General features: G+C 70.9%; 8 protein-coding genes. 5 read left to right on the top strand and 3 right to left on the bottom strand.

The annotated features are described in order from the left end of the window. Positions 1–7: 7 nt before the first annotated feature. Positions 8–934: an EcsC family protein gene (locus Y590_RS19465; RefSeq protein WP_060771289.1), complete on the bottom strand. Its 927-nt coding sequence runs from the start codon at positions 932–934 to the stop codon at positions 8–10. Beyond that, entirely contained in the window at positions 931–2,379 is a 1,449-nt protein-coding gene (locus Y590_RS19460) for an AmpG family muropeptide MFS transporter (protein WP_060771288.1), read from the bottom strand. The genes Y590_RS19465 and Y590_RS19460 overlap by 4 nt, the downstream gene beginning before the upstream one ends. Before the next feature lie 391 nt (positions 2,380–2,770). On the opposite strand from Y590_RS19460, the gene Y590_RS19455 reads away from it, so the two are divergent. Next, on the top strand, positions 2,771–3,871 hold the full coding sequence (locus Y590_RS19455; protein WP_060771287.1) for a histidine kinase dimerization/phosphoacceptor domain -containing protein: 1,101 nt from the start codon (positions 2,771–2,773) through the stop codon (positions 3,869–3,871). A gap of 133 nt (positions 3,872–4,004) precedes the next feature. Continuing rightward, complete coding sequence (locus Y590_RS19450) at positions 4,005–4,478, top strand: response regulator (RefSeq protein ID WP_060771286.1); 474 nt, start codon at positions 4,005–4,007, stop codon at positions 4,476–4,478. A 37-nt stretch (positions 4,479–4,515) separates the two neighbouring features. Here Y590_RS19450 and Y590_RS19445 read toward each other — a convergent pair whose 3' ends face one another. Continuing rightward, positions 4,516–6,588 carry an NAD(+) synthase gene (locus tag Y590_RS19445; protein ID WP_060771285.1) on the bottom strand — a complete coding sequence of 691 codons (2,073 nt, stop codon included), beginning with the start codon at positions 6,586–6,588 and terminating at the stop codon, positions 4,516–4,518. A 448-nt stretch (positions 6,589–7,036) separates the two neighbouring features. Between Y590_RS19445 and Y590_RS19440 the strand changes: the two genes are divergently transcribed. The 3 genes from Y590_RS19440 to Y590_RS19430 all read left to right on the top strand — a co-directional run bounded on the left by Y590_RS19440 (position 7,037) and on the right by Y590_RS19430 (position 13,413). Beyond that, entirely contained in the window at positions 7,037–10,375 is a 3,339-nt protein-coding gene (locus tag Y590_RS19440; protein WP_060771284.1) for a DNA translocase FtsK, read from the top strand. Between the two features lie 181 nt (positions 10,376–10,556). Continuing rightward, complete coding sequence (locus Y590_RS19435; protein WP_060771283.1) at positions 10,557–11,504, top strand: LolA family protein; 948 nt, start codon at positions 10,557–10,559, stop codon at positions 11,502–11,504. A 217-nt stretch (positions 11,505–11,721) separates the two neighbouring features. Further along, positions 11,722–13,413, top strand: coding sequence for a putative bifunctional diguanylate cyclase/phosphodiesterase (locus Y590_RS19430; protein ID WP_060772374.1), 1,692 nt, complete (start codon positions 11,722–11,724; stop codon positions 13,411–13,413). Positions 13,414–13,423 lie beyond the last annotated feature (10 nt).

The following is a 13,423-nucleotide window of genomic DNA, read 5'->3' as shown; positions in this document are numbered from 1 at the left end:
GCCCGCCTCAGCCGAGGCCGAGCGCCGCCTTCTCCTCGAGATAGGCCGCGTGCACGGCGTTCCGGCCGTAGGCACGCTCCAGCCGGCGCACGGTGAAGTGGGCGCGGGCCATGGACTGGAAGTGGTCCATGAAGGCGGCGTTGACGGCAGCGCCGCCGAGTGCCCCGATCACCGGCACGGCCTGGGCCGCGACCTTCTGCGAGACGACGAGGCCGAACCGGGCGGCGATCTGCGCGGTGAGCCGCACCAGCGGCGGCGCGCCGGCATCGAGCAGCGAGCGGTGGGCGGCGTAGCGGGCGGCTTCCGACATGGTCTTGGCCAGGGCCGCGCGCACCGCGAAATAGCCGCTATCGGCCACCGTCGTCTCGGCGCCGGCCCGTCCGCCGAGGGCGAAGACCTGCACGCAGGCGAGTGCGCTCTCGGGATCGCTCAGATCCTCGCCCTCCTCCCGGGCGATCTCGGCGATGGAGCGCAGCATGAGCGTCGTCGAGACCGGCAGCTCGACCGCCAGCGTCGCGAGGCCGAGCACGCCGCCGACCGCACCGGTCACCGCGGCGAGCGCCTTGTGGCGGGTGTCGCTCGATCCGAGCAAGCGGCTCAGGCGCCCGCCGGCCTCGGTTTCGATGCGCTCCAGCGCCGTGCCGGCGGGTTTCACAGCCTTGTCCGGCAGGGTCGCGAGCGCGACCCGCAGGGCCGTGCGCATTGCGCCCTCCGTGGCGCTGGCCACCGTCTCGGTGATGGGCGCCGGCAGCGCGCGGCCAATCATGTCGAGGGGCGCGCCGGCCGCGGCCGAGAGCCGGGAGGCCAGCCCCGGCTTCTCCAGCACGGCCACCGCGCGCCGCAGGACGGCGCGGTCCTCCTCCGACAGGGGCCGTCCGGCCGGCGGGTCGATCGGGACCGGGAGGGTTTCTCCGGCAACGGCAAGGTCGTTCACGTCTGCGCCCTCGCGACTTTGGGCGGGATCTCGGGGCCCGCTTCGGCTGAAGCAAGACCGACGGGGGCGGTTGGGTTCCCCGGCACCGCTTCGGGTACGGCCTCGGCCGGGCTTTCCGCGGGCGCCGTGCGCTGCGGGATACGGCCGACGGCAAAGCAGAGGGCGACGACGGGGATGCCGACCGCCGCGGTCATGGCGAAGAAGGTCGGGAAGCCGTAGGCCGCCACCACGAAGCCGGAGGTGCCGGCGACCAGCTTGCCCGGCAGGGCGTAGAGCGAGGAGAACAGGGCGTATTGCGTGGCGGCAAAGCCCGGCGTGGTCAGGCTCGACATGTAGGCGATGAGCGCGATGCCGGCGAAGGAACCGCACAGGCTCTCGATCGAGACCGCGATGGCGAGGCGCCATTGCTCCGGATCGCCGAGGGCCAGCCACGCCAGCGACAGGTGCGAGGCGGCGGCGATGAAGGCGCCGATCACCAGGGTCGGGAACATGCCGAGCCGGGCGATCGACCAGCCGCCCGCAAAGCCCCCGGCGATCCCGACCCAGATGCCGAACAGCTTGACGATGGTGGCGATCTCCGCCTTGCCGTAGCCGAGCGTGATGTAGAGCGGGTTGGCCATCACCCCGGAGACGAAGTCCGGCATCCGGTAGAGCGCGACCAGCGCCAGCACCGCGAACAGGGCGTTGCCCATCCGGGCGTGGAGTTCCGTCAACGGCTCCAGCACGGCGCGGCGCACGGCGGCGGGCAGGTCGCGCTTGCCCGTCGCCGCCTCGCGCGGCCGGTCATAGGGCGTGGCGAGGAGCGCCGCGATCAGGCCGACGCCCATCAGCGCGGCCATGCAGAGATAGGCGAGCGTCCAGCCGCCATAGGCCGCGACGTAGAGCGCGCCGGCCCCCGCCAGGATCAGCCCGAACCGGTAGCCGAGGTTCGAGGTGGCGGCCATGATGCCCTGCAGGTCGGTGCCCGCCGCCTCGATACGCCAGCCGTCGATCACCACATCCTGGGTGGCGGCGCAGAAGGCGACGAGGAAGGCGCCGAGGCCGATGAGCGCGAGATGGTCCTTCGGGTCGGCGAAGGCCATCAGGACGAGCGCAAGGGCGGTGGCGATCTGCGTCACGATCATCCAGGCGCGCTTGCGGCCGAGGCGCCGGGCCAGGAACGGCACGTCAACCCGGTCGATCGAGGGCGCCCAGAGAAACTTCAGCGAGTAGGGCAGCGCGACGTAGCTGAACAGGCCGATCGTCTTGATGTCGATGCCGGAATCGGCGAGCCGCAGGGTGAAGGTGCCGAGCACGAGCAGCAGCGGCAGGCCGGAGGAGAAGCCGAGCGCCAGCATCTGCGCGACGCGCTTGTCCTCGGTGATGTCGCGCAGGCGCAGCTTGCGCGGCTGCGCTTTCGCGGGCGTATCCTCGGGACGCGTCTTGGAGTTCGCCGCATCTGCCATCGCGTAAAACTCCCTGGAGCCCTCGCCCGTCGGGCGGGGTTGCATGGATCTGGGACGCCGCGCGGAGCCGGGCGTCCGGACACTCGCGCATCTTTGACACCGACTCCGCAGAAAACATGACGGACCTGCGGCCCTCAGGCCCCGTCACGTCCCTTGCGGCCCCCCGCGCAGAGTCGGAATCCTGGGCTGCGTATAGAGCCGACATGGTTGATAGAAGCGTAATGACAGACTCCCGCACGATGACAGGTCCGCAGGGCGCTCCGTGCTTCGCCGCACGGAACGGGGGAGGGGCCGGCTCGTTGGAGTCGCGGGGCCGGACGCTACGGAATGCGTCAGGTGACTCCGGTTCGCGTACCGCGCTCGAGAGCGGCATGCCTGTGTTGGCGTAGAGATGACGGGTTTTCCCAAAGGAGCGAGCCTACCCTCGGGCGTCACGGTGGAGGTTTTCGCGGCAGCCTTCGAGGCCAGCCCGACGCCGATGGTGGTCACCGATCCGCGGCGGGGCGACAACCCGGTGGTCTGGGCCAACGGCGCTTTTCTTGGGCTCACGGGCTATGCCCGCGAGGAACTCTACGGCCGGAATTGCCGCATGCTGCAAGGTCCCCTCACCGATACAGCGGTGCTTGAGACGATGCGGTCGGCGCTCGACGCCGGCCGGCCGTTCGAGGGCGAGTTGCTCAATTACCGCAAGGACGGCACGTCGTTCTGGAACGGCATGACGATCAACCCCGTCTGCGACGAGGCGGGCCGGATCCTGTTCTTCTTCTCGGCTCAGGCCGACATGACCGACAAGCACCGCCTGGAACTGGCGATGCGCGACGCCAACGACGCGCTGGAGCGCGAGGTGAGCGAGCGGACCGCCGACCTGCGCTCGGCCCTGGAACAGAAGACCGCGCTGCTCCACGAGGTCGATCACCGGGTCAAGAACAACCTCCAGGTCATCTCCTCGCTGATGCTGCTGAAGGCTCGCCGCACGCCGGAGGGCGATGCCCGCAACGCGCTCCAGGCCATGGCCGACCGGATCGGCGCCCTCTCCACGGCCCACCGGATGCTGTATTCGGAGGGCGACGTCACCCGCTTCGACTTCAGGGAGTTCACCGCCGACCTGATCGCCGACCTCGCCGCCGGCCTCGACCGGGACCGCACCCGGATCGAGACGGAGATCGAGGCGCTGGCGCTCTCCGCCGCCATGGCCGCCCCGCTGGCGCTGCTGATCCATGAACTGACGACGAACGCCCTGCACCACGCCTTCCCGGAGGCGCGCCGCGGCCGGGTCGCGATCGAGGCACACCGTTTCGAAACGGGGATGCGCCTCGTCATTCAGGACGACGGCATCGGCATGGCCTCGGTGCCATCCAACCCCGCCGGTTTCGGCCGCACCCTCGTCGAGATGGTGGTGCGCCAGTTGCGCGGCACCCTCGAATGGTCGGATGCCGGGCCCGGCACGCGGATCACGATCACGATCCCGCTCGTCGGAACCGACGCATTGTGACGGACATGCGCCTCCGCATTCCGGGCCGTTTCCACCAGAAACCGGTCCCGCGACGGGCCGCGCCGCTTCCCTCAGCGGCGAATCCGGCGAATCCATTCGGGGCGGGGGCAACAACGACGCCGGGAGAACCGCGATGCCCGAGATGAGGGAGGCGCCGAGGGAGGCGCCCCTGCGCATCCTCGTCGTCGAGGACGAGGTGCTGATCGCCCTCGAACTGGAATGCCTGCTGGAAGACCTCGGCCATGTCAGCGTCGGCGTCGCGGGCTGCTCGGCGGACGCCATCGCGCTGGGCCGCACCGCCCTGCCGGACGTGGCGCTCGTGGACATCCACCTCATCGACGGGCCGACCGGCGTGGAGGTGGCGCGCCAGTTGAGCCGCGACCCGCGGGTCACGGTGGTGTTCATGACCGCCAACGCCAAGCGCATCCCGCCGGATTTCGCGGGCGCCCTCGGGGTGATCGCCAAGCCCTATTCCGAGCGCGCCGTGGCGGGCGCCCTCGACTACGTCGCCCAGCGCCGCGCCGGCCACCCGCCCTCCGCCGAGACCCTCGACGGCTTCCACCTCGCCCCGGCCGCCGGCGGCGGGGACTGGACCGGGGGAATGTGAGGCGCCGCCGGCCCAGGTCCGGGTCGGCCCCGTGGCCTCACGCCTTCGGCACGTTCCGCTCCAGCTCGTCGAGCCACGCCCGGGCGCTGGCATCCGAGGGCGCGCGCCAATCGCCGCGGGGCGAGAGCGAGCCGCCGGCCGAGACCTTCGGGCCGTTGGGGAGCGCCGAACGCTTGAACTGGCTGAAGCGGAAGAAGCGATCGAGGAAGACGCCGAGCCAGCGCCGGATCTCGGCCAAGTCGTAGGCGACGCGCTTGGCTTGCGGGAAATCCGGCGGCCAGTCGCCGACCGCCGCGTCTCCCCAGGCATGGAGCGCGAGGAAGGCGATCTTCGACGGCCGGAAGCCGTGACGCAGGGTGAACCAGAGATTGAAGTCCTGCAGGGCGTAGGGACCGATCTTGGCTTCCGTGCTCTGCGGCCCCTCGCCTTCCGAGGCCGGCACCAGTTCGGGCGAAATCTCGGTGTCGAGCACCGCCCGGAGCGTGCGGTTCTCCGCCTCGCCGAACTGCCCGGACGCGATCACCCAACGGATCAGGTGCTGGATCAGGGTCTTGGGTACGCCGGCATTGACCCCGTAATGGCTCATCTGGTCGCCGACGCCGTAGGTGCTCCAGCCGAGCGCCAGTTCCGAGAGATCGCCGGTGCCGATCACGATGCCGCCGTGCTGGTTGGCCAGCCGGAACAGGTAGTCGGTGCGCAGGCCCGCCTGCACGTTCTCGAAGGTGACGTCGTAGACCGCCTCGCCCCGCCCGAACGGGTGGCCCATATCGGCCAGCATCTGCCGGGCGGCCGGGCGGATGTCGATCTCCTCCGAGGTGGTGCCGAGCGCCCGCATCAGGGCGTGGGCGTTGGTCTTGGTCTCGTCGGAGGTGGCAAAGCCCGGCAGGGTGTAGGCCAGGATATTTTTCCGCGGGAGGTCGAGTTTATCGAAGGCTTTGGCGACGACGATCAGCGCGTGCGTCGAGTCGAGGCCGCCGGAAACCCCGATCACCGCCCGCTTCGTGCCGGTTGCGGCGAGCCGCTGGGCGAGGCCGGCGACCTGAATGTTGTAGGCCTCGTAGCAATCCTGCGCGAGGCGGGCGGGGTCGGCCGGCACGAAGGGAAAGCGCTCGACCCGACGCTCGAGCCCCAGATCGCTCGTCGGCGGATCGAGCCGGAAGGGGATTGTCCGCCACGGCGGGGTGTCGTGTCGGCGGGCGTTGTCGTCGAGGCTGCCGGCCTGAAGCCGCTCCTGGGCGATGAGATCGAGGTCGATATCGGCCAGCGTCACGACCGGCGCTTGAGGGAAGCGCTGCCCTTCCGCCAGCCGCACGCCGTTCTCGTCAATGCTGGTCTGCCCGTCCCAGGACAGGTCGGTAGTGGATTCCCCCGTCCCGGCCGCCGCGTAGACGTAGGCGCACAGGCCGCGCATCGAGGCGGCGCGGGTCAGCAGGGCGCGGGAATCGGCCCGACCCACGGTGATCGGGCTGCCCGAGGGGTTGGCGATCACGGTGGCGCCGGCGAGCACCGCATCCATGCCCGGCGTCTGCGGCACCCAGAGATCTTCGCAGACCTCGATCGCGAGGCGGAAGCCCGGCAGGTCGTCGGCGGCGAAGATCAGGTCGGTGCCGAACGGCGCCTCCCTCCCGCCGAGGCGGATCGTCTCGGCCGTGATGCCGGCGCCGGAGGCGAAGTGGCGCTTCTCGTAGAACTCCCGGTAGTTCGGCAGGTAGCTCTTCGGCACCACGCCGAGCAGCCGCCCGCCCCGGATCGCCACGGCGCAATTGTAGAGCCGGTTGCGCCAGCGCAGGGGCGCGCCGACGACGAGCAGCGGCGTGAGCCCGGCGCTCTCCTCGACCAGCCGCGCCACGCCCGCCTCGACCGCGTCGAGGAGGGTGGCCTGCAACAGCAGATCCTCGATGGCGTAGGAGGAGACGCAGAGTTCGGGGAAGACCGCGAGCGCCGCCCCGGCCCCGTGCGCCTGCCGCGCGAGGCCTGAGATGTCGGCGACATTGGCCGCCGGGTCGCCCGGATGGCTGCGGCCGGTGCAGGCGGCGACGCGGGCAAAGCCATGCCGGTAGAGGGAGCGGAAGTTTTTCGGACTCAAGGTCTCTTGGCTCGGATTCGTCACCGGATCTCGCAGCTCACCTGATACGGCAGGAAACCCTGCCAAGCGCCTCTCAGAGCACGATTTCAAGCCTGATTCAGAGGATGCTCGCGACCGGGCCGTCCTCCGTCACCGGCCCTCGAAACATCACCGCGAAGAGCCAACCGCGCTCGATGATATCCGGTTCGCGTCACGCTTGCACCGGCGGGTTCGGAGCGCCCCGGAAGAGGGGAGGGCGCGTCCGGGACGAGGGCGGGCCCAGGTCGAGGCAGGGTCGAGGCAAGCGTTCGTTAACGACGATCCGCCTACCTTGGGGCTCGAACCGCTCCGCAGGAGCCGGACCTTGTTTCGAGTCATCTCACAGATCATGCGCGCATCGGGACGGCCTCCCCATTCCCATCGTGATCCATCGCGGCCGAGCCGCGGCGGCGACCGCCTGGACCGGTCGATCGGCGGTATCGCCCATCGGCTGATGAGCCTGCGCTCCAACCTTGCCCGGCGCATCGCCGGGGCGCCGCCGGCCCCGCCGCGGGCGCTCCCGCACGCGTTGCCGCATCCGGCGCTGCCGCAGCCGGGCACGGACGGGTTCGACGCGGGCAACGTGCCGAGCTGGCTGGTGCCGCCGGGGGCGATGCTCGGCCGCGCGCCGGCCGCGCAGGAGGGCTGGGGTTCGCAGCCGTGGGCACCCGAAACGGAGGAGGGGCTGTTCGAGATGCCAGAGCCTGCCCTGCCCTACGGCGCTCAGCCGGAGATGCCGTTCGAGAGCCGCATCGATCCCCGCGCCTCCGGTCCCGGCGTCCTGGTGCGTACGCCGCGCCGCCCCGCGGCGATCGCGCCGGAGGCCGGCGTGATCCCGGCGGCACACGCCCTGCCCGCCTCACAGGATGGGTCCTACGGCGTGCCGCAGGCTGCGCTGCCCGAGGCGGTGCGCTTCACCCGCACCCCCGACACCGTTCTGATGGAGCGCCGCCGCCAAGCGCTGGAAGCCGAGCGCGAGGCGCAGCTCCGGGCTCAGGCCCTGCTCGACGCCCAGGCTGCCGCCGCGGCCGCGGCGCTGGAAGCGCAGCGGGCCCGCGAGGCGGCGGAGCGCGAAGCCGCCGAGCGCGCGGCGCAACGCAGTGCCGAGAGCGACGAGGCCGCCCGGCTGCGCGCCGAACAGGCCGCCTCGGAGGTGCCGAGCTGGCGCCGCCCGTTCGTGCCGCCGCCCGGCGTGAGCTTCTTCCGCACCCCCGACCGTCGGCAGAAGTCCGTCGTCCAAGTGCCGCAGGCTGGGGCTGTGCCGCAGGCTGGGGCTGTGCCGCAGGCTGAAGGCGTGCCGCAGGCTGAGATCGTCTCCCAGGTCGAGATCGCATCGCAGCCCGCGCTGTCGATCGATGAGATCCGGTTCGACGCGATGCGCTTCGGGGCCGTCGCCGCCGAGCCCCTGCCGGCCGCGCCGCTCACCGCACCGGTGGAGGCACCGGAGGCGGCTGCACTTTTCGCCGGATTCTACGCGCCCTTCATCCCGCCGGTCCCCGCCGAGCCGTCCGATTGGTCGGACGTGCCGGACTGGTCGGCCCTGCACGGCTGGTTCGGCCCGGCCGAGTCGGTGGTCGAGGTCGCCGAGCCGGTCGCGCCCGCCGCGCCCCGCCCGGTGCTGAACGCCATGGCCGCCCGCGCGGCGATCCGCCCGGCCCGTTCGGCCGTCGCCGAGGCCGCGCCGAAGCCCATCTTTGACATCGCACCGCAAGCCGTGGCGCCCGCCCCGGCCCCGGTCGCCGCCGTGGTGCTGGCGCCCGTCGCCGCGCGGCCTTTCACGGCCTATCCGGCTCCGGCCCCCGCCCCGTTCCAGCCTGCCCCGCAGGCCCCCTCCCCTGCCCCCCAGGGGATGACGACGGCGATGGCGCCGCTCACCATCCCGGCCCGGCCGGTCCTGCTGCGCACCAAGCCCGGTGCCGAGGCCGAGCCGAGCGGAGATCCGGCCCAGGATCTTGCCCAGGATCTTGCACAAGATCTTGCCGAAGAGCCGGCGGCCGCGACGATGGAGGAGGCCGGTCTCGACACCGCCGACGCGTTCGAGGCCGAAGCCGCCGAGCCGGTGGCCGCCGTCGAGCCCGAACCCGAAAACCGTCCGCGGGCGATCCTGCCCGAGCGCCCGATGCTGATCCCCGCCGGCCGCCACTTGGAGGCGTCGTTCGTCGGCAATGCCGACTACGAACTGCCCGATCTCGAACTGCTCGCCGAGCCGCCGCTGAACGACGGCGAGGAGGTGGATGCGGACGAGCTGGAGCAGAACGCGCTCAACCTCCAGCAGACCGTGCAGGACTTTGGCGTGCGCGGCGACATCCTCGCCGTGCGCCCCGGCCCCGTCGTCACCCTCTATGAGCTGGAGCCGGCGCCCGGCACCAAGTCGAGCCGCGTCATCGGCCTGTCGGACGACATCGCCCGCTCGATGTCCGCCATCTCCGCCCGCGTCGCCGTCGTCCCCGGCCGCAACGTGATCGGCATCGAACTGCCGAACCCGGTGCGCGAGACCGTGTACCTGCGCGAACTCCTGGCCTCGGTCGATTTCGTCGAGACCAAGCACAAGCTCGCGCTGTGCCTGGGCAAGAACATCGGCGGCGAGCCGATCATCGCCGACCTCGCCCGCATGCCGCACCTGCTGGTGGCCGGCACCACCGGCTCGGGCAAGTCGGTCGCCATCAACACCATGATCCTGTCGCTGCTCTACCGGCTGAAGCCGGAGGAGTGCCGCCTGATCATGGTCGATCCCAAGATGCTGGAACTGTCGGTCTATGACGGCATCCCGCACCTGCTCTCCCCCGTCGTCATCGACCCGAAGAAGGCGGTCATCGCCCTCAAATGGGCCGTGCGCGAGATGGAGGAGCGCTACAAGAAGATGTCGAAGATCAGCGTGCGCAACATCGACGGGTACAATGCCCGGATGAAGGAGGCGCGCGAGCGGGGCGAGACCATCACCCGCACGGTCCAGACCGGCTTCGACCGCACCACCGGCGAGGCGGTGTTCGAAGAGCAGGAGATGGACCTCTCGGCGCTGCCCTACATCGTGATCGTGGTCGACGAGATGGCCGACCTGATGATGGTGGCGGGCAAGGACATCGAGGGCGCGATCCAGCGCCTCGCCCAGATGGCGCGTGCGGCCGGCATCCACCTCATCATGGCGACGCAGCGCCCCTCGGTCGACGTCATCACCGGCACGATCAAGGCGAACTTCCCGACCCGCATCTCCTTCCAGGTCACGAGCAAGATCGACAGCCGCACGATCCTGGGCGAGATGGGCGCCGAGCAGTTGCTGGGCCAGGGCGACATGCTGTTCATGGCCGGCGGCGGGCGCACGACGCGCGTGCACGGGCCGTTCTGCTCGGACTCGGAAGTCGAGACCGTGGTCGCCCACCTCAAGCGCCAGGGCCGGCCGTCCTACCTCGAGGCCGTCACGGCGGACGACGGCTCTTCCGAGCAGCCGGAGAAGCCGGCCAAGGGCGGGCGGGCCGCGGCCAAGGCCGAGAAGGACGACTTCGCCGAAACCGAGGAGGCCGACGCTCCGGTCTTCGACATCGGTGCCTTCGCGGCGGTCGCCGGCGCCGAGGGCGGCGAACTCTACGAGCAGGCCATCGCCGTGGTCCTGCGCGACCGCAAGGCCTCGACGAGCTACATCCAGCGCCGTCTCCAGATCGGCTACAACCGCGCCGCCTCGATCATGGAGCGGATGGAGATCGAGGGGATCGTCGGGCCGGCCAACCATGCGGGCAAGCGCGAGATCCTGGTCGAAGGTCTCGCGAGCGCACCGTCCAGCGGCTACGACGACGACTGAGCGTCTTTTCGCGACCGCGCAAATCCGGCCCCCGTCGCATATTCGCCACAGGGGCCGGGTCTACCCGCGAACACGACATCCGGACGCGCCGCCATCGCGCGCGTCCGCACCGGGACGGCAAGAGCCCCACCGGGACGGCAAGTGCCCCGCGCACCCGCAAGCTTTCGGAGATGCCCACACGATGACTGGCCGACGCCTCTCCCTCGCTGCCGGTCCGCTGCTCGTCGCCGCGCTGGCGCTCCAGCCGCAGCCGGCGAACGCCCAGGTCTCCTCCTTCCTCGACGGCCTGTTCGGCCGCAAGGAGGAGCCGCCGGCCCCTCCGGCCAAGGCACCCGAGCCGGAGGCCGCTCCGGCGCCGGCCAAGAAGGCGACGGCCAAGCCCGGCAAAGGACCGGACAAGGCCGCCGAGAAGAGCTCGGAGAAACCGGCCGAGAAGACCGGCAGCATCAAGGCCGCGGCCAAGCCCGGCGCGCCCGCTTCGGCGACGCCGGCCGCTCCGTCCGGCACGCGGGTCGCGGCGGTGGGCGCGCCGACCCTCGGCGCCGCGCTCCAGGATGCCGACCCGGCCACCGTCGTGGCGGCGGCCAACAGCTATTTCAACGGCTTCCAGACCCTGACCGGCGGCTTCATCCAGATCGGTGCCGACGGGCGGCGCATCGGCGGCAAGCTCACGCTCGCCAAGCCCGGGCGCCTGCGCTTCGAGTACGACCAGCCCTCCCCGCTCGAAGTGGTGGCCGACGGCACCTCGGTCGCGGTGCGCGACCGCAAGCTCGGAACCCAGGATCTCTATTTCATCTCGCAGACGCCGCTGAAATTCCTGCTGCGGGAGAAGATCGACCTCGCCCGCGACCTGACGGTAAGCGAGGTGACCAACGATCCGGGCGGCGTGCGCATCGGGCTGGAGGACCGCTCGACGCTGGGCGGCACCTCGAAGATCCAGCTCTTCTTCGACGCCGAGATGAAGACCCTGTCGCAGTGGCGGATCACCGACCCGCAGGGCTACCTCACCACCGTGCAGCTCTCGAACCTGCAGAAGGGCAAGGCGGTCGATGGGTCGCTGTTCTTCATCAACTACGGCCGGTCCGAGGACAAAGCGATGCAGCAGCAGATCGAGGGACGAAACCCCTGAGTCGAGCGCGAAGAGGGAAGGCAATAACATGGATTACTTCCTCCTCCGCATCACCGAAATGTGTTGTCGCACCTCGTTTTGGGGACGCTGAAATTCTTCGAATAACGACCGGGATACGCTCAGGCGCGTCTCGGCTTTAAACATCCGTTGAGAGGAAAGCGGGCCTATAGGCGAGCCGTCCGTGTGGGGCGGTCTCCATGGGACGCTGTCCGGCCGCATGTCCGCCCTCACCGCTCCGTCGCCGTCGATCGCCCTGCCGTTCGAGGCGGCGCTTGCCGAGATGGCCGCGCCCCTGCTCCTGCTCGATGCGGGCGGCAGCATCGTCTTCGCCAATGCCCGCGCGGCGGCCTTGCTCGCCTGCGCCGAACCGGTCGGCCTTCCCCTCCCCGCCCTGCTGGTGCCCTTCGGCGCCGCGGAGCCGGAGGCTGAGCCCATTCTGGAGGCCGTGCGCGCCGCCCGCCCCGTCCGGACGCGGCTCACTCTCGGCAGCGACCGCCGCGTCGAGGCGGCGCTGGCGCCGCTCTCGGCCGGCGGCTTCGCCCTCACCTTCGAGGACGTGACCGAGCAACTCCGCGGCGCGGCCCTGGCCCGGCAGGAGCCGCTCACCGGCTTGTGCAACCGCGTCGGCCTGCACGACCGCCTCGACGCGGCGCTGAGCGAGGCGGCTCGAACGGGGGCACCGCTCGCGGTGCTGATGCTCGACCTCGATCGGTTCAAGACGGTCAACGACACCCTCGGGCATCCGGTCGGCGACGCGCTCCTGCGCAAGGTCGCCGAGCGCCTGCGCCGGGCCACCCGCAGCGGGGATCTGGTCGCGCGGCTCGGCGGCGACGAGTTCGCCATCCTCCAAGTCGATCCCCAACTCGGTCCCCAACTCGGTCCCTATGCCGGCGTCGAGCAGCCGCACGCGGCCGAGGCGCTGGCACGCCGCCTCGTCGATCTCGTCGGGCGCACCTACATCGTCGATGGCCACATGCTCAATGTCGGCGTCAGCGTCGGCGTCGCCATCGCCCCCGCCGACGGCCAGAACGCCGACGACCTGCTGAAACACGCCGACCTCGCGCTCTACCGGGCGAAGGCCGCGGGCCGGGGCACCTACCGCTTCTTCGAGCCGGCGATGAACGCGCAGATGCAGGCGCGGCGCGGCCTGGAGATCGACCTGCGCCGGGCGCTGGCCCTCAAGCAGTTCGACCTCGCCTTCCAGCCGCAGATCCAGCTGGAGAGCGGGGAAGTGACGGGCTTCGAGGCGCTGCTGCGCTGGAACCACCCCGAGCGCGGACCGGTCTCGCCGGCCCTGTTCATCCCGTTGGCCGAGGAGATCGGCATCATCGTCGGCATCGGCGAGTGGGTGCTGCGCACCGCCTGCCGCGAGGCGGCGCGCTGGCCGCAACCCGCATCGATCGCCGTGAACCTCTCCCCCGTGCAGTTCCGCGGCGGCCGGCTGGTCGAGACGGTGGTGAACGTGCTGGCCCAGACCGGCCTCGACCCGGCCCGGCTGGAACTGGAGATCACCGAAGGGGCGCTCCTCGAGAACACCGACAGCGTGCTCGACGTGCTGAACGGCCTGCGCGCGCTCGGTGTGAAGATCTCGATGGACGATTTCGGCACCGGCTACTCGTCCCTGAGCTACCTGCAGAAATTCCCCTTCGACAAGATCAAGATCGACCAGTCCTTCGTCCGCGGCATGGAGGGCAATGCCGAGTGCGGGGCGATCGTGCGGGCCATCGCCCGGCTCGGCGCCAGCCTCGGCATGCGCACCACCGCCGAAGGCGTCGAGACGGCGGACCAACTCGACGCCATCCGCGCCGAGGGCTGCACCGAGGTCCAGGGCTACCTGACCGGACGCCCGATGCCGGCCGCCCAGGCCGCCGCCCTGTTGTCCGCCTCTTCCGTTGCCTCGCCCGCCTGATCCGGGAGCT

Origin of the sequence: Methylobacterium sp. AMS5 (genome assembly GCF_001542815.1) — a bacterium.
In the GTDB taxonomy this organism is placed as follows: domain Bacteria; phylum Pseudomonadota; class Alphaproteobacteria; order Rhizobiales; family Beijerinckiaceae; genus Methylobacterium.
The sequence above is the reverse complement of the archived record's forward strand: the minus strand, read 5'-3'. Positions and strand labels throughout refer to the sequence as shown.

Excerpts from the sequence above, each read along its gene's own strand:
- Y590_RS19460 (WP_060771288.1), bottom strand. The coding sequence starts at position 2,379 with ATGGCAGATGCGGCGAACTCCAAGACGCGTCCCGAGGATACGCCCGCG.
- Y590_RS19455 (WP_060771287.1), top strand. The coding sequence starts at position 2,771 with ATGACGGGTTTTCCCAAAGGAGCGAGCCTACCCTCGGGCGTCACGGTG.
- Y590_RS19450 (WP_060771286.1), top strand. The coding sequence starts at position 4,005 with ATGCCCGAGATGAGGGAGGCGCCGAGGGAGGCGCCCCTGCGCATCCTC.
- Y590_RS19440 (WP_060771284.1), top strand. The coding sequence starts at position 7,037 with ATGAGCCTGCGCTCCAACCTTGCCCGGCGCATCGCCGGGGCGCCGCCG.
- Y590_RS19435 (WP_060771283.1), top strand. The coding sequence starts at position 10,557 with ATGACTGGCCGACGCCTCTCCCTCGCTGCCGGTCCGCTGCTCGTCGCC.
- Y590_RS19430 (WP_060772374.1), top strand. The coding sequence starts at position 11,722 with ATGTCCGCCCTCACCGCTCCGTCGCCGTCGATCGCCCTGCCGTTCGAG.